Source organism: Candidatus Thiodiazotropha sp. LNASS1 (assembly GCF_964212655.1).
GTDB lineage: Bacteria > Pseudomonadota > Gammaproteobacteria > Chromatiales > Chromatiaceae > Thiodiazotropha.
The window spans coordinates 1,707,757-1,723,829 of record NZ_OZ156465.1 but is presented as its reverse complement, the minus strand read 5'-3'; the positions used below and the strand labels follow the sequence as shown (position 1 = coordinate 1,723,829).

13 protein-coding genes are annotated in these 16,073 nt (G+C 50.7%); 8 read left to right on the top strand and 5 right to left on the bottom strand.

What is annotated here, in order from left to right; all coding sequences use genetic code 11:
* Positions 1–145: 145 nt before the first annotated feature.
* Both AB8516_RS07495 and AB8516_RS07490 read left to right on the top strand, forming a co-directional pair.
* Complete coding sequence (locus tag AB8516_RS07495; RefSeq protein WP_108292516.1) at positions 146–595, top strand: Rsd/AlgQ family anti-sigma factor; 450 nt, start codon at positions 146–148, stop codon at positions 593–595.
* A 223-nt stretch (positions 596–818) separates the two neighbouring features.
* Positions 819–3,257: a hypothetical protein gene (locus tag AB8516_RS07490; RefSeq protein ID WP_369159503.1), complete on the top strand. Its 2,439-nt coding sequence runs from the start codon at positions 819–821 to the stop codon at positions 3,255–3,257.
* On the opposite strand, the gene AB8516_RS07485 is transcribed toward AB8516_RS07490, so the two are convergent.
* Both AB8516_RS07485 and glcF read right to left on the bottom strand, forming a co-directional pair.
* Positions 3,246–5,231 carry a transglycosylase SLT domain-containing protein gene (locus AB8516_RS07485; RefSeq protein ID WP_369159501.1) on the bottom strand — a complete coding sequence of 662 codons (1,986 nt, stop codon included), beginning with the start codon at positions 5,229–5,231 and terminating at the stop codon, positions 3,246–3,248. The two genes, AB8516_RS07490 and AB8516_RS07485, sit on opposite strands and share 12 nt — an antisense overlap.
* A 215-nt stretch (positions 5,232–5,446) precedes the next feature.
* Positions 5,447–6,715 carry a glycolate oxidase subunit GlcF gene (gene glcF, locus AB8516_RS07480; RefSeq protein ID WP_369159499.1) on the bottom strand — a complete coding sequence of 423 codons (1,269 nt, stop codon included), beginning with the start codon at positions 6,713–6,715 and terminating at the stop codon, positions 5,447–5,449.
* Positions 6,716–6,858: 143 nt separating this feature from the next.
* Between glcF and AB8516_RS07475 the strand changes: the two genes are divergently transcribed.
* Together AB8516_RS07475 and AB8516_RS07470 are read left to right on the top strand one after the other, a co-directional pair.
* Positions 6,859–7,305: a PaaI family thioesterase gene (locus AB8516_RS07475; protein ID WP_369159497.1), complete on the top strand. Its 447-nt coding sequence runs from the start codon at positions 6,859–6,861 to the stop codon at positions 7,303–7,305.
* Positions 7,306–7,409: 104 nt separating this feature from the next.
* Positions 7,410–7,844, top strand: coding sequence for a tetratricopeptide repeat protein (locus AB8516_RS07470; protein ID WP_108295466.1), 435 nt, complete (start codon positions 7,410–7,412; stop codon positions 7,842–7,844).
* A gap of 51 nt (positions 7,845–7,895) precedes the next feature.
* Here AB8516_RS07470 and AB8516_RS07465 read toward each other — a convergent pair whose 3' ends face one another.
* Positions 7,896–9,728 (bottom strand): hypothetical protein, encoded by a 1,833-nt coding sequence (locus AB8516_RS07465; protein WP_369159494.1) that lies wholly within the window; start codon positions 9,726–9,728, stop codon positions 7,896–7,898.
* A 531-nt stretch (positions 9,729–10,259) separates the two neighbouring features.
* Here AB8516_RS07465 and AB8516_RS07460 point away from each other — a divergent pair.
* Positions 10,260–10,919: a glutathione S-transferase family protein gene (locus AB8516_RS07460; RefSeq protein WP_369159492.1), complete on the top strand. Its 660-nt coding sequence runs from the start codon at positions 10,260–10,262 to the stop codon at positions 10,917–10,919.
* On the opposite strand, the gene AB8516_RS07455 is transcribed toward AB8516_RS07460, so the two are convergent.
* Entirely contained in the window at positions 10,916–11,539 is a 624-nt protein-coding gene (locus AB8516_RS07455) for a thiol:disulfide interchange protein DsbA/DsbL (RefSeq protein ID WP_369159490.1), read from the bottom strand. The genes AB8516_RS07460 and AB8516_RS07455 overlap by 4 nt on opposite strands.
* 289 nt (positions 11,540–11,828) lie before the next feature.
* On the opposite strand from AB8516_RS07455, the gene AB8516_RS07450 reads away from it, so the two are divergent.
* Positions 11,829–12,095: a hypothetical protein gene (locus AB8516_RS07450; RefSeq protein ID WP_369159488.1), complete on the top strand. Its 267-nt coding sequence runs from the start codon at positions 11,829–11,831 to the stop codon at positions 12,093–12,095.
* The gene (locus tag AB8516_RS07445; protein WP_369159486.1) at positions 12,064–12,399 is read left to right on the top strand and encodes an SET domain-containing protein; all 336 of its coding nucleotides are present in this window, start codon (positions 12,064–12,066) and stop codon (positions 12,397–12,399) included. Before AB8516_RS07450 ends, AB8516_RS07445 begins: the two co-directional genes overlap by 32 nt.
* Before the next feature lie 67 nt (positions 12,400–12,466).
* Here the strand turns inward: AB8516_RS07445 and AB8516_RS07440 are convergent, their stop codons facing one another.
* The gene (locus AB8516_RS07440; protein ID WP_369159484.1) at positions 12,467–14,260 is read right to left on the bottom strand and encodes a BatD family protein; all 1,794 of its coding nucleotides are present in this window, start codon (positions 14,258–14,260) and stop codon (positions 12,467–12,469) included.
* An 85-nt stretch (positions 14,261–14,345) separates the two neighbouring features.
* On the opposite strand from AB8516_RS07440, the gene recJ reads away from it, so the two are divergent.
* Entirely contained in the window at positions 14,346–16,067 is a 1,722-nt protein-coding gene (recJ, locus tag AB8516_RS07435; protein ID WP_369159482.1) for a single-stranded-DNA-specific exonuclease RecJ, read from the top strand.
* Positions 16,068–16,073 lie beyond the last annotated feature (6 nt).

Below are 16,073 nucleotides of genomic sequence, written 5' to 3'. Positions count from 1 at the left end.
ACCAGTTTCGACACTTGTCGTATTTATTTCTGCGCTAGTTAGCTTTCCAATGACATTTGCTTCACGGGATTATAGAATTCATCTGGCAATGTCCTGATCGTCGTATCGATCGATAATTAGAATTATGGTTTGTGGGAGGGTCCTGATGAGTTCTCAAGAAGGGAGCGTCGAGGAGCGTAGAACGGTCACGCAAGACCTGATTGATAAGCTGCTGGCAGAGCGTCAAGAGATGCTGGTTCGGTTTTGTGAGGTTGCAGGGCTTGAACCCTATCATCGTTCGACATCACTTGACCAACTGCTTCAGTCATTTTGCCAGGTACTCGTCGATTACACCGCCTTTGGCCATTTCGAGGTCTTCGGGCGAATCAGCAATGGCAGTGAGCGCCGTAGCGGTGTCATTAGGGTGGCTGAGAAAATCTATCCTGAATTCGTCAAAGCGAGCGAAGTGGCAGTTAATTTTAACGACAAATATGATATCTCCGATCATCAGTTGGAGCTGGATCACTTGTCGGATGACCTTTCTCAACTGGGGGAGGAGCTGGCCGTACGTATTGAGTTGGAAGATCAGCTGCTTTCCGCCATGCTCGACAGGTAATGATGCATTTTACCAATTCAGCCTGATTTTCTTCAAAACAGATCACAATTTTTGATCTTTGGGATCGGGGTTTACCCAAAAAAGTTTTACTGTGTCTGATCATCATCTAGACTCAGGTAGTGTAACGCACTGAGTTTCAAAAGACTTTTCGCATTTATATCGGCAACACAGCCAGCATGTTACGGTAGTCTGGAAAAGGTGATAATGCCGATGGTCATTTTTTATGGTTACAAAGGTCAGTAGGCTATTGCATATTCAACCGGATGTTGGAGACTTTGTAGCACCGCTTCGAAGCAGTGCCACCCCGCATTGTCAACTGGATTTTTTCCAGATAGGTGTTGATAACCACCATATCGATGTCGCGCTAAGCCACCAGTTTCGCTCAACACTCGCCAATTTCGTCAAAAAGATAGTATATGAAGAGCTTACCAAGCATGGCTGGGTAAAAATGGATGCTCCGCCCAGCGGAAACGATGTTGAGAATTTTAAGTCAGTCTACCGGAGTATGATGCAGGGTGCGCTGGAGCAGGTTCACAGGGATGCGGCGGTGAAGGATCTATTGCAATTGCTGCACCTGGTCCTGCTGAAACTTCTGTTGGAATCGCCTGTCGCAGCGGTTGCAGAGTTACGTAACAAGCTGGATCAGGATGGTAATTTGCCGGAGGGTACGAGCGGTGGACACGCACTGGAGTTGCATGAACGGATTGTAACTCTGGCACGGCTGGAGCCGGGTATCCGTTATCTCACCCTGCGCAGGCTCTTCAAGATCGTCCAGCGTCTTGAATCCAAGGAGCTGCGTAAATTGAGAAAGTCCGTGGTGGGGACCTCGTGGACTCTCTCCAAGCAACTCCTATTCAATCCCTTGCTGCATCTGCCAAACCTTTCCAGTGAAGAGTACATCATGAATCACTATCCCTTGCTGTGTGTGGATCGGGATCATGAGAATTACTTTGATATCACCAATAGAATCATTACCAGTACCTATCAGGACTACCTGCCGAGTTGGGCGCAAGTACCGGATAGGGATGGTATCGAGAGCAATGGTGTGAGTGAAGGTCAGGCTTTCCAGATACGTAACCGGGAATTGCGTAGCGGATTTTCGGAGTTTCTTGATGGACAGAGGATGTTGGAAAGAAACCTCTCTGAAGCAGAGTTCAAACAGATCGATGTCTCCTGGTTGGACGTACCTAGAAATATTGACCTCTTGTTACAGCGTTCTTCTGGTGAGAGCGGTGGATGGTTCTCACGTTCCAAAAAAGGCAGAAAAAGGTCGATTTGGGAGAATCCTGAGTGTGAAAGCCTACGTGAAGAGCTTCAGTCGCAGTTGTTGAAAAGGATAGATAGAGCCGGATTGGTACCACGTGCCATCGCCGCATATCGCACGCCAAGGCTTTATCGACAGTTGAATGGACAGGTATCGGTAAAGGATATCTACCGCTTTCTTGCGGGTGATTTGCCACGCCGGGCATTGGTGAAACGACTGGTTAATACACCGGACAAGGGTAGTGAGGTACTCAAGGCACTGGATGTTGTATCAGGTTACATTCGTCGCATGCCGGCCAACAAAAAAAAGGACTATGCCATTCGCTATGTGAAGGATTTCCTAACATTTCGCCGTGATCTCAAGCTGGCCTATTACACCTACCAGCAGATGAGTCGTTTGCGTGTACTGCAGGATGGTGAGAGCATCAAGCTATCCCGTGACAATGGCAGTCTTTACGAATTCCGTCTTGGCAAGGATCCTGACAGCCAGCAGCAGATAAAGGCGCATGTCATATTGAAGGCTGATATCAGAGGTTCAACTGAAATCACTCATCAACTGATAGAGAAAAAACTCAATCCCGCCACCCATTTCAGCATGAATTTTTTTGGACCGATCACAAAGTTGCTGGAACGTTTTGGTGCGCAAAAGGTGTTTGTGGAGGGGGACGCATTGATCCTGGCCGTCATGGAGACCGGCGGTACCGCGACTCAGGCATTGACGGTGGCGAATGCCTGCGGATTGGCGCGTAAAATCCTTTCCGTCATGGAGGCTCAAAACAGTCAGAACAAGGCACACAACTTACCCAAGCTGGAGTTGGGGCTCGGCATAGCCTTCAGTAATGATGCACCGGCGTATCTCTATGACGAGCAACAGAAGATCATGATTTCTCCTGCTATCAATCAGGCGGACAGACTCTCCTCATGTTCTGCAGAATTACGCCATGATACGAGTTGGCGAAGAAGTAAGCGTCATCGGGTAGAGGTGTTCCAGGAATTTAACCAGGATAACAAGGCAAATGCTCCCAATCGTCTTCGCTTTAATATCAATGGAATCGAATTGACCGAAGCCGCATTCGTAAAACTCAAATCCGAAATGGTACTACACAAGATGAAGATTCACAGCCGTTCAGGTGAATCTCACTACTACCATGTCGGACGGTTCGTGGATAGGCGGGGAAGCTCTCATTGGTTGGTAGTCCGACAGGGTGCGATAAAAGTCTGGGATGCCGGAAAGATTGATGACAATAGAGATATCTTGGACAACTACTTCTATGAGATCATAACCGATACGAATCTGATCGGGCGGGTTAAGGATAAACTGCATTCACGGAGCTCACGTAACAGGCAATCCGATGATACAGAAGGGGAAACTCCGCTTTCACTGGAGTCAGACATCTGATGCGGATCTGCCTCTAACGGCTTCCGTTTTCGGAGCCTTGATAGGTCTCATCCACTCGAGCGGAAGTGTTTTCGGCAAATTACCCAAGCGGTAGCTATAGATCACCGTATAGGCGAAGACACGCTTGAGGTACTCCCTGGTCTCTCTGAAGGGTATGGTCTCTATCCAGATATCAGTTGCCTGCGACTGCTCAGGCAGCCAGCTGAGCACCCGATGAGGACCTGCGTTATATGCCGCTGTGGCGAGTACAGGACTCTCTTGCAGTTGGCGGTACACCTTGTTGAGATAGCCTGCACCCAGTTTGATATTGACTTCCGGCTGGTAGAGATCTGCGAGCTTGACTGGTGACTGTTTCAGCTCTTTGGCAACCTGTTTTGCAGTTTTAGGCATCAATTGCATCAGTCCACGTGCGCCTGCTGTTGATCTTGCATCACTTATGAAAGCGCTCTCCTGGCGCAGAATGGCATAGATCCAGGCAGTGTCGATACCGTGATCCCTGGCCTGATCGGCAATTGCCTGCCTGTGGGCCAGCGGGAATCTCAACTCAAGGTCATTCCAATGGCGCAAGCGGGCGAGGGTCAGGATAGATTGAGAGGGCCATTCCCAATGTTGTGCCAGTCGGGCGGCGGCTTTCAATTCATCCTGATTTGCCTCCTTAAGCGCGAGATTCCACTCCTGACGGGCCAAAAACGGGCGATCCAGCCGTATCAATTCACGGGCTCGTATGAGTCCGGGATGCATTGCCAATGTCTCGACAAGTTGCCGGTCAGCCTGCAGCGCCATATGCGTGAGGTTAGGTTCATCTCCAAGACGTTGCGCAGCAAGGAAGCCGTAATAACTACGCTCCGTTGCGAGGCTCTGCAGTAGCGTTTTACCCTCTAGCTTTCGGCCAAGTTCTATCAACGCCCTGGAGTGCCAATAACGCCATTGCTCCTGCTCCCGTTCTTTCGGGGATAATGTGTCAATTGTTTGCAGCACCCATTGCCAGTCATTTTCCTGGAGCGCTGCCTGAAGTAGTTTTTCTGAGAGTGTACTATCGAGTTGCAGGTGGCTCGGGAGCAGTGAAATAAGCTGTTGATTGATCTGTTTGTTGGGTTCCCGTGCCAGTCGACTTGCCAAGGCATATACGATTTTACGTTGCTGGTAGTCAGAGAAAATGGCTTGATTGCGGAACTTTTTCCAGGCGATGTAGGCAGCGTCAAGATCCCGCCAAACTAACCTGCGGATAGCCTGAGTGACCATTTCATCCCGCATGGGATGGGTGTTTTTGAGCAGGGTAATAACCTGCTCCGGATGGCGGTAGATCTTTAGCCAGCGATCGACCATACCTTTTTCTGCGGGTGGAAGATAGCGCTTGAGATATCGTGCAAGACGAGGGCGTCCCACTGACATGGCCAGATTGATTCGCTCCCAAACCAGTGATGTTGTGAGATTGCCCGCGGCTATCCAGGCCTTGAAGACAGGGTCGCATGCCTTGGGTTGTGAGCGTCCGCTCAACCAAATAGGTTCAACAGAATTGAATGCCTCGTGCGCTTTACCGGTCTCAATCATTGCCTGAAGGCGGTTGCACTGCTGTCCAACAGTTCCACCCTGGTAAGAAAACCGGAGATAACTGGCCCACAACTTCTCTTTTGCTAGCAGATCCAGCCAATGACTTCTCAGTTTCTTTGTAAGCGGCGTTCCTTCCAGCCATTTAAGTCGGTTTGTAATACTCTCAATCGACTGTTGCTCGAGTGTTTCCAGCGTTTCCTGATAGTCGAGATAGGGTAGTAGCGGATAGTCGAGTAGCTTGTCTCTGAGTTGTTGATAGGTTGCCGTTTCCTGTTTTCTCAGTGCTTCTTCTGCGGCGACAAAAATAGCTCTTTGCTGGAGCAGAAGGGACTCATCCTGCTGTATAGCGGCAATGTCGGCCAGCGAGTTGCCGCCAAACCAGCATAGCAGGATCAGGAACAAAACATGAGTAAGGGCGCGCATCTTTATTGGAAATATGTAATTCGGTAGAAGCGATGCGTAGTCAAACCTACACAAGACCCATACATCCGGACTGTTCCTGAAAAAACGCCACTCCACATTGTTTGTCGTTTATCTGGGATACCCAAACCACATTCCTCATGCCTTGATTGATGATTGTTCTGGCGCAACAGTACCGACTGGATTAGTGTCAATAAGTCCTAGCAAAATAGTAGCAGCTACTCGACTTTTGTGGGACGGTTTTCGATATTGTCGGAATGTGTCAATTTGTCACTGTTTAAAAGCTCAATCCAATGGACAACGGGTTGAGTGGAGTGTTTTTGTAGATGGGTTAGGCATCCGATGTTGGCGGTGGCAATGATATCAGGCTTGCCGGCATGCAGTGATTGGCTCTTTCGCCGGCCCAACTCATCAGCCAGTCCGGGTTGCAACAGCGAGTAGGTGCCCGCTGAGCCGCAGCATAGATGGGAATCCTGCACCACGGTCAGACGGTAACCAAGACGGCCCAGGATGCCCTCGACGCAGCCTGCCAGACCCTGACCATGCTGCAGGGTACATGAAGAATGGAAGGCGATTCGGGTTTGATTATTGATCCCTTCCTTCAGTGGCTCAAGCTCCTCGCTATCGATGATTTCTGCAATATCCCGGGTGCGATTCGCCAGTTGCTTGGCCGCTTCGGCATACTCGGGGTCATTTGCCAGTAAATAGCCATAGTCCTTAATCATCTGGGCACACCCGCTGGCAGTAACGATAAGGGCTTCGGCACCCGCCTGTAAATGCGGCCGCCAACAATCGATATTGCGTCTGGCAGCCTGTTTTGCGGCATCCTCATCATCCAGGTGATGCTCGACAGCACCACAACAGCCCGCAGATGGCGTACGAATGAGACTGATGCCCAAATGATCAAGTACCTGGGCTGTGGCAAGATTGATCGATGGCGCCAGTGATGGCTGTACGCAACCGTCGAGGATCAGCATTTTTCGCGCATGATTCCGTGTCGGCCAGGTCGTGGGGGATATGCTGTTTCTGTCCGGAATGGTGCTGCCAACTCTTACCGGAAGCAGGGGTTTCAATCTTTGACCAAGCCGTAAAAGTGTTGAGAAATAACTTTTATTCGGTATCACTTTGCGTAACAGCCAACGCAGTAATCTCTCCCTCAGCGGTCTATGGTAGTGTTGCGCCATGTGGCGACGGCCTATCTCCATAAGTCGCCCATATTCAACACCTGAAGGACAGGTTGTCTCACAACTGCGGCACAGCAGACAACGGTCAAGATGTTGCTGTACACTGGCGGAGGGTTGTGTGCCCTCAAGAAGCAGCTTTATCTGGTAGATTCGACCTCGTGGACTGTCCAACTCGTCACTTAACAGCTGATAGGTCGGGCAGGTGGCCGTACAGAAGCCGCAATGGACGCAGTTTCGCAGAATTGACTCCGCTTCACGTCCCGTTTCTGTTCTGAGTATCCGATCGCTTATACGGGTCTGCATGGCACCACACTGTTTCAGGCATTTTGTGTATTGTGATGAGGTTCAGCAGGAAAACCAACATATTCCATGTGATCCTCAAGGGAGTTTATTGTTCTGTGAATGATATAAAATTTCAATTTGATCGGGGTTAACAGGCTAAGGACATGTTCGATTATATGGACGATGCCACGGCTGCAAAGGTTCTTGAACAATTTCCTCCATTCCGTTTTCTTGGTGTGAAGGTATTGCAACTGAGTGAAGATTGGAGCCGGGTAAGACTATTGTTGCCATTGAGCAGATCCACTATGAATCCTGGCGGCAGCATGTTTGGGGGTAGCATATCAGCCTTGGCCGATCCTATCCCGGCGTTGGCTGTAAATCGAAAGTTTCCGGGCAATTCCGTCTGGACACGTGAAATGAGTGTGGATTTCCGTAAACCGGGCTGCAGCGACTTGGAACTCCGTTTTGATTTTCCCGATTTGACAATCGAGCAAATAGCCCTGGAACTAAGGGAAAAAGGACGCAGTAGTCCACTTTTTAATTTCGGCCTGTATGATACTGATGATCGGGTGGTGGCCTGGGTCTGCAACCGTGTTGCTATCAGGCCCTGAGGCGAAGAGACTGAGCCAGGGTCGATTGTCGACAGAAGGGTGAAAGGATATGTGTACTGCATATTTACGATCCACATCGATAAATCTGAAGCGAGACAAACTGTATGAGTGATTCTATGAACGAGATGGATTTTGAACTGAGTAGCGGTATCGCCGCATTTGAAGGAAAGAACTTCTCACGCGCGGCCACCCTGTTATCCCCATTGGCAGAGAATGGTAATACAGAGGCGCAATATCGGATGGCTATCATGGCGCAGGGCGGACTTGGCATGGTTGTCAATGAATTGATGGCATATAAATTCATGAAAGCGGCCGCTGAAGCGGGTCATCCGATGGCTCAACACGGCCTTGGCTTCATGTACCTCGAAGGGGAGTGCATCGAGCAAAATCTGACCAAAGCGGTCGATTGGTTCAAGCGAGCGGCAGAGCAGGGATTAGCGGGTTCACAAACGACACTCGCCATGATGTACGAAGAGGGCCGTGGTGTGGAGAAGGATCTGGATGAGGCCAAACGCTGGTATGAGAAAGCCGGATTTTAAGATCTTTGATGAAACCGCAGGTCAGTCAGCAAATGACGTATGGACGTCTGTTCATGTCAATGTCGACCATAAACCATCGAAGTCCGAATCGCTATCGTCGTCATTTTCGCTCTCGGGTGCAGTCGAAGCGCTGTCCAGGTAGATAAATTGGTACTGGGATATGGAACCGCTCGACTCCAGCAGCCTGGTCAGTTTTATCTGCTTGTTATTTTCACCATCGTTCACCGATAGCACATTACCTAACTCGAAGGTGTATGAGGAGCAGATAAAGCTGGTGGGCTGACCGGATGTGCCTACCTCAGGCAGCAGCAAGCACTCTTCCTGCTTGCGTTTTCCTTTTTCACTCTCCGTAGCTGTGATTGCCAGCGCATTGGGGGCAATCATCTGGATGCCCACTTTCATAGAATCATTGTCGGTACTGCGCATCCATCGCACAATGCCTACGCCGAATTGGGAGGCGGACATAGCGGACTGTACACCTATCAATTCACCGACCTGTATCTTAGGAATCCTTTTGCCCCGCCAATCCAAACAGTAGCCCCCCGCACTCTCATTGATGGTATGAAGCAGGCTTGTGGTGCTGTCTAACTGGCTCTTGTCGTCATCTTCCCAGATTTTCACCTCGCTTTCCAAGGGTGTTTCAAAACTGCTGATATCTGTTGAATTGGGGCCGAACTCCTCGAAATCCCCACGGCGAGGATTGTAGGCTGCCACATCCATCGGCATCAGCGAGAAATGCTCTGAAACCTTGAGTTCGTTGCCATGGGCAAACTGGGTTTCGATCCAGGTGCCGTCATCGGCCGATATATCATCTGGCGATGAGGGTTCATCCCCAAGCATGATCAGTTTGTATACAGAGCGCAGGCCGACTGCGATTCTTAGCTCAAAATTGAGTTTTGTTCTGACAAAAGCCCGTTTCTGGGCCTTGGACCAGAGCATGATCAACTGGCGTATCAAACTCTTATTCATCTCGTCCGCGCCAGGCAGAGTGAGAGAGCTGTCAGGTGTGTCGACAAACAATTCCCGCAGGCCTGACAGCAGGGGTGAGACGTCCATGATCAGCAAATATTTGCTGTCGGTCTGCTCTATTCTTGCCTCGTGACTGGGCGCCAAGTCGGTATTTTGGTGTATTGTGATGGTGTTGTATTCGGGCGCTTCGTCATAGGGGTAGATCAGAGTATATCGACTCCATTCTAGTAGTGCGTCAAAAAGCTGAATATTATCCTTTTGCCTCATTTTATAGGGGGACGATAGTGAAAACAGCAGACAACGGCGATACATTTCATCAATGCTCGATCGCATCGTATCCTGTTCAAGGTCGTCCTCAACCGTATAAGCACCGAGGGCATAGCGGCTGGCCAGTCGATGGAGTATATGAAGTTCCTGCCAGGTTCGTTTCGGGTAGGCGTCATAGACCACAACTGAGAGCAGTACAACCCGAGACAGATAGCTGATGCAGCGGTGGATAGCCATGGTCAATTGGCCCTGATCAGGGCTGCCATGACTCTCCATCAACAGATCGATAATGACCGCTTTATAGGCAGTCGCCATACCGCTGTGCAGTTCCCGGTTGAGATTGGCAATCTTATGTGCCTTGTCACTCAAGGGAAAGCGTACGCCGAAATAGTGCTTGTTCAGGTTTGTGCCGACATAGCTCAAGGGTTCCCTCAGCCGTTCAGCGTTGCGTATTCGTTTTGAACTCTCCAACTGGGTCCGGTTGAATGACCGCAAGGTCTGAAATAGCTTGCGAGCCGTTTCACCGACATTCGCAACCGGCAGTTCCTTGGCCCAGGTTGCGAGCTTTTTGTCATCGAGATAAATCGGATTACCGGATGGGGCCTTCTGTTCAGGAACCCATAAACCTGTCGGATTGGTTTTTGCCATATTGATCGTACTGCCGGGCTTATCTGTTGCTAATAAGGGTAGAGAATAGTCACTTTTTTCATCCGTACTACCGATAGATCGATTTCTCCATCTGCAGACCGGTGTGATCGGCACTTGAAGTCACAGCTCAATTGCCACGAATCGGATCAAGTTCAAGGTCGTTTAACCCTATCCTGTATCCGAGGATCTTAGTGAGAGCGTGTAAAACATGGCGGTATATCACATCGTGTGATTGTATAAACATGAACATCCATTACTTAACGTATACTGCTGATTCGACAACAAAATACAGAATTCGTGTCAAATTGTAAAATCCCTTAAGTAGTTTAGGTTATTATTTTTTTTGTAATCCTGGATTGTTCTGGCTCGGATATTGTATCTTGTTGATAAATGGTAATTAATTACATAAATTAAGATAGAATGAATCGTATCTGTTTGGGTGTCTGGGATTGGGTGTTTTCAGCCAGGGTCCACTCTCTTGTGTCAGAATGATCAGCCCGCCCCTGCCAACATCTCTAGGTGAACAATCAAGTGAACATAAAACTGGTCAGCTTCCTTTTATGCCCATTTGTACAGCGATCCGTTATTCTGCTTGAGAAAAAGCAGATTCGGTATCAGCTGGAGTATATCGATCTTGAGCAGCCGCCGGCATGGTTTCGCCGGCTTTCACCAATGGGGAAGGTGCCGCTGATGATGGTCAATGGTGCAGTGCTGTTTGAATCGGCAGTCATTCTCGATTTCCTCGACGAGAGCTTTTTACCCAGGTTCCACCCGAGCGATAACCTGAAAAGGGCACAGCACAAGGCCTGGATTGAGTTCGGTTCCAGCCTGCTGGTGGCACAGCATGGTATGGCATTGGCTCAGGATATGGAGGCAATGTTGGAGAAAAAGGATCGTCTGGAAAATGAGTTGCTTCACTTGCTGCCACCCCTGGAACAGGGGCTGTTTGGCGATGCAGTCCGTTTTTCCCTGGTTGACGCGGCCTATGCACCCCTCTTCATGCGGCTCGATCTGCTGGCACAAATCAATCCATCGCTGAACATTCAATATCCAGGGCCTGTGGCCGAATGGGCAGAGAGGCTCTCCTCTCTGCCATGTGTCAAAGGGTCTGTAGTCGATGATTTTCCCCAACAATATCGAGGCTACCTGGAGAAAAAGGGGGCCTGGTTGGTTATGGCAGACAGGCCCTAAGGTGTGGTTTTGGACTCTTTGGCGACCAATTGAGAGACGATCTCAAACATCTTGCTATAACTGCCAGCCAAACTTCCGCTGGTTTTGTATTTCCCATTGATGCCGATCGCCGGTACGCCGTCCAATTGATAGCGCTGCCCCAATTTTTTCGCATTTTGTACTTTCACATAGACGCCGAATGAGTTTAAGGCATCGATAAATTTCTGCTTTTCCACACCCTGTTCGACGGCAAACCCGATAAGTGAATCTTTGTCGTAAAGTCTACGCTTTTCATCGTGAAGCGCCTCGAATAACGGTATATGGAGCTTTTCCGTCAATCCCAGAATCTCGGCTGCGTAGAAAAACTGGGCATGAACTGTCCATTTATTGTTCAATGGTGCAGGTACACGAATAAATGATACATTTTCCGGTTTGCTCTTCAGCCATGCCTCGAGCTGAGGCTCCATCTGATAACAGTGGGGGCATCCGTACCAGAAAAACTCGATCACCTCTATCTTGCCGTCAGGAGCGGTTGTGGCGATGGGGGGATCTATAGGGTCGTAGCCCTCTCCCCAATCGGCATAAGCGGTATGGAATATCAACAGGGGCAGAAGTATTAAGATTCGATAGTTCCAGGGCATGTTATGTCCTTCAGTCAATAAAGAAAAAGTTCAGGATTGAATCCTATTGGAACCTATTAGAAATTTGAATAGCAGTATGGTTCCCGGTACGGTATAGCGGATTCAGATCTGGCCTGTGAAGGCATATACTAACTCAGATTTGTAACAAGTCTATGTGAGCTAGTGTACCTTGCCATGGGTTCTTTATCATTCAGTGAACCTGGAAGGAGCCAGCCGCAAGCATGCCTTGATCCGGTGCATTGGGGCGATTCTGAACAACACAGGACCTATGACGAGGTATATGTAGTCCATGCGAAGCAGATCGATAGAGCCGTACGTCGAAGCCATCTGTGAAAAAGGGTGCCAATCGGTACGGGAGGATATGCGATTGCTGAGCCAAGGGGTTGTTCTGCCTGAACTGAAGGATTTGGACGAGATGGCCCGAAAGATGGTGTTCAAGGAGTTGCGATCGATCATGGCAGTTTATGGCGATGGATGCCCGGTCGTACAACCTGCAACCAGTGAGAAAGAAGAAGAAATACAACATGAGTACAGAAAGAAAAATACGTCTCGGTAATATTGTCTATCGGGCGCCTTCCAGGATCCACGGGAATGGTCTGTTTGCCAAAGTCGCCATCAATAAAGGGGAGTATATAGGCACCTATGAGGGTCCAACCGCCAGGCGGGATGGTACCTATGTTCTCTGGGTGTTCGAGGATGGTAAGGAACCGGAAGGCCGCAGCGGCCGGAATCTGCTACGTTATCTCAATCATCAGGATGAAGGTAATGCTGAGTTTTACGGTTTCGATCTCTTCGCTTTGCAGGATATTGAACCCCATGAAGAGATTACCTTCGACTATGGTGGCTGGGACGAGATTTAACGATCTGGCCTGATCCGATTTCCGCAAAATCAAGACCTGCCAACAGGGCCCGCTGTAGGACACTACATTAGGGATTCAATGGCACCAGTCTTTCGGTGCGCTTGTCAGATCGCTTCTCCTGTTGCATCTGTTGGATCAGCTGTCGTATCTCGTAACCCGTCCATCCAGTCTCATCCGTCGGACTGTAGAGGGTACGCTCCAGACTGTACACCGCCTCGGATACCGCTCGATCACAGCGTGCGGCCAATCTGGTCAGATTATGCGGGGGATTATCCGGCCATTGCAGCTTTGCCCACTGTAACCAGGCGGACCTTGCAGCTGGGGCGTCTTTATCGGCATAGGCCTGTTCCAGCCGCTGCAATGCCTCACCGATTGCCTGCTTGTCTGGCGCTTCCCTTTCATCTTCTGCAACGGGGATGGGTTGCCGGGGCTGATCAGGATCGCCGCGTCGTGAGTACCACCAGGCAAACAGGGTCAAAACCCAGGCAGTACCGAACAGCCAAACCAGCCAATGGACCTTGTGGGTGGCGGCAGCGGCTGCGGGTTGATTAACGCTAGTGATCGTCTCGACGGCATCGCTCTGGATTGCCTGTTCCCGGGTAGATTGCGGAGTTTGTGTTTGTTGCACACCCTGTGTGGCGCCAGGGTTTGGCATGATGTCTATTGAAATCGCGGCCAGACGGGCAGTTTCCTGGCGGTCGGTTTCGGTATTCCACCAGGGGATTTCAATTGCCGGGAGAGCGTATTGGCCTGATTCGGTTGCGATGAGTGTCATACTGTTTTGGCGGCTGCTGCTGATCCCTGTTCTGGTCGGTGTCTCTTGCAGCTGCGGCCTCTCCTCATAGAGTTTGATGCCGTTCGGCAGTGTCTGCTCAATGTTCGGCAGCTGAGCTGATGTCAGGCCGTCTGCCAGGATCATGATACGCCTGACGAGCGGCTTGCCGGCCAGGATCGGTGTCTGTTGATCGAGTCCGTTCTCGACGATCTGAAGGTTTTTCGCAGGCAGCCAGCGATCGCCGGTAAAACTGTCGGGAATCGGCATGATTTCAAGATCAACCTGGTTCGACTCACTCCTGAAGATGCGCGTTGCTTGCTGTGGCGCCCTGAACGGATCGTTAAAGAACGAAAAAAGCTTGTCGCTACCCGTGCGACCGCGATATTTGACGCCACCGATCTCAAGGTTGCCGCTTTGATAGGCGAAAACCGCATACTTGCGTTCAATTACGTTGAAATGTATGCCGTCGCGCTCGCTGGAATAACGCTCCTCATGCAGTAACTTCATCTGTGTGTCCGGCATTGAAGGCTGGGGTGTGTCCAAGGATTCGGCACGGATACCGGGCGCCTGAAAGAGTTTGAGTGTGAGGATGACCTCCTCTTCGATATAGGCCCGGGATTTGTTCAGACTCAGTTCCACAAGAACCTGCTCTCTGTTGGCATCAATATCGCCTTTGGGCTGCTCAGTAACCTCCAGTAGAAGCGCTTCTGTCGACTCGTTACCGATTCTAATGGGTGGGATTTCGAGGCTGCCGGTCTGTCTGGGCAACAGGGTCAGGGTAAGAGAGCGTTTAGCCGACATCTTGCCGTTGATGATTGAAATACTCTGTTGTGTTGAGCGCCCGACAATCTCGAACAGCCGCTCCAATTCGCTTAGGTCGGGTGTCATCTCTTGCTCACCCTCCATCTGCAGGATAAGGCGAACCGGCTGATCCAGTCCGGTGGTGTTGCTCGAGAGGCTGGCGCCCACCTTGGCATCGACAGGAGATGAGAGCAGCAAAAGGAGAATGACCAAAAGACCATTCAACGGCGATGTAAGTGATGATTTTATCGGCAGCATTGCATTCAACGGTATATGACTATGCATCGTTTTTTTGACTACTTGGACTGTATAATGAGCCATCCCATTAGATGGGGGCAACAAGCATAAGTTTCCAGGGGTAATTGGTATTGTGAAGATCCTGCAACGTCCGCTTCCGGCCGAAGCCAGTTTATTGTCGGCCTCGATCCATCCGGTCATGCAGCGGATATACAGCGCCAGGGGATTGACCAGGGATAGCGAACTCGAGCTCGAGCTGGCCCATATGGCGCCGGTAGGCCAGATGAAAGGGGTCACCGATGCGGCCGATCTGCTGTTTGAGGCGCTTCATCTCGATAAATCGATTCTGATCGTCGGAGATTACGATGCAGATGGGGCTACCAGTACCGCATTGGCGATGTTGGCCTTGGGTGCCTATGGCGCGAAACGGGTCTCTTATCTGGTGCCTAACCGCTTCGATTACGGGTATGGATTGACGCCTGAACTGGTAGATCTGGCAGCCGGCAAGGAGCCTGGGCTGATCATTACCGTCGACAACGGCATCTCCAGCCTGTCTGGTGTGGAAAGAGCGAATGATTTGGGAATTCCTGTACTTATCACAGACCACCATCTGCCGCCTGATCGTTTGCCTTGTGCGGCCGCCATCGTCAATCCAAATCAGCCGGGTGATAGCTTTCCCAGCAAACATCTAGCCGGTGTCGGTGTGGTTTTCTACGTTATGGCGGCCCTTTTCAGAAAACTGAGGCGTATCGGGTGGTTTACACAGCGGGGATTGAGTGAGCCCAATCCCGCCCAATGGCTCGACCTGGTCGCACTCGGCACTATCTGTGACCTTGTACCTCTTGATCACAATAATCGGGTGTTGGTGGCCCAGGGTTTGAAGCGGATCCGTGCCGGATATTGTCGACCCGGCATACGTGCCCTGGCGGAGGTTGCCAAACGCTCCCTGCCCAATATCATAGCCTCGGATATCGGGTTTGCTGTCGGCCCGCGTCTCAACGCCGCAGGCCGTCTCGATGATATGGGGCTCGGTATCGAGTGCTTGCTCACCGAGTCGTTAAAAGCGGCCCGGCAAATGGCACAGGAACTTGATCGGCTCAATCAGGAACGCCGCACAATTGAGCAGGCGATGAAAATCCAGGCTGATTCCCTGCTTGACCGACTGCATCTCAATGCCGATGGCGGGTTGCCGGCAGGACTTTGTCTCTATGATGAGGCGTGGCACCAGGGCGTGGTGGGTATCCTGGCATCCCGTATCAAGGCGCAGTACCACCGTCCTGTGATTGCTTTTGCCAGGGGGGGTGCAGGCACGCTTAAAGGTTCCGCACGCTCTATCGCCGGATTACACATGCGGGACCTGCTGGCAGGCATCGCCAGCCATAACCCCGGATTGATTACCCGCTTCGGGGGGCACGCGATGGCTGCCGGACTGACCCTCTCTGAGGCGGATTATCCCCGCTTCAAAAAGGCTTTCGAGCTAGCGGCAGACGATCAACTGAGCCCTGAAATGCTGGAAGGTGTAGTGCTCACAGACGGGGAGTTGCTGCCGGACGAGATGAGCTTGGAGATGGCGGAAATCCTGCGCAACGGAGGCCCCTGGGGGCAGGGATTCCCAGAGCCGCTGTTTGAGGGCCGCTTCGATCTCCAGCAGCAACGTGTAGTGGGTGATCATCATCTCAAATTGGAGTTATCATCTTCAAGCAGCGCCTGGACAATCGATGCAATTGCTTTCAATCAGCCGCTGCTATCCGATCCTGATCGACCGATACGATTGACCTATCGGCTGGATGTGAATGAGTTTCGCGGCAAACGATCGCCACAATTGATCGTGGAGACAATCCAATCGACAACCTAGATGAAC

What these genes read in the sequence shown, in the direction of transcription:
- AB8516_RS07495 (WP_108292516.1), top strand. Translation starts at nt 146, where the DNA reads ATGAGTTCTCAAGAAGGGAGCGTCGAGGAGCGTAGAACGGTCACGCAA.
- AB8516_RS07490 (WP_369159503.1), top strand. Translation starts at nt 819, where the DNA reads ATGGTTACAAAGGTCAGTAGGCTATTGCATATTCAACCGGATGTTGGA.
- AB8516_RS07485 (WP_369159501.1), bottom strand. Translation starts at nt 5,231, where the DNA reads ATGCGCGCCCTTACTCATGTTTTGTTCCTGATCCTGCTATGCTGGTTT.
- glcF (WP_369159499.1), bottom strand. Translation starts at nt 6,715, where the DNA reads ATGCAGACCCGTATAAGCGATCGGATACTCAGAACAGAAACGGGACGT.
- AB8516_RS07475 (WP_369159497.1), top strand. Translation starts at nt 6,859, where the DNA reads ATGTTCGATTATATGGACGATGCCACGGCTGCAAAGGTTCTTGAACAA.
- AB8516_RS07470 (WP_108295466.1), top strand. Translation starts at nt 7,410, where the DNA reads ATGAGTGATTCTATGAACGAGATGGATTTTGAACTGAGTAGCGGTATC.
- AB8516_RS07465 (WP_369159494.1), bottom strand. Translation starts at nt 9,728, where the DNA reads ATGGCAAAAACCAATCCGACAGGTTTATGGGTTCCTGAACAGAAGGCC.
- AB8516_RS07455 (WP_369159490.1), bottom strand. Translation starts at nt 11,539, where the DNA reads ATGCCCTGGAACTATCGAATCTTAATACTTCTGCCCCTGTTGATATTC.
- AB8516_RS07450 (WP_369159488.1), top strand. Translation starts at nt 11,829, where the DNA reads ATGCGAAGCAGATCGATAGAGCCGTACGTCGAAGCCATCTGTGAAAAA.
- AB8516_RS07445 (WP_369159486.1), top strand. Translation starts at nt 12,064, where the DNA reads ATGAGTACAGAAAGAAAAATACGTCTCGGTAATATTGTCTATCGGGCG.
- AB8516_RS07440 (WP_369159484.1), bottom strand. Translation starts at nt 14,260, where the DNA reads ATGCATAGTCATATACCGTTGAATGCAATGCTGCCGATAAAATCATCA.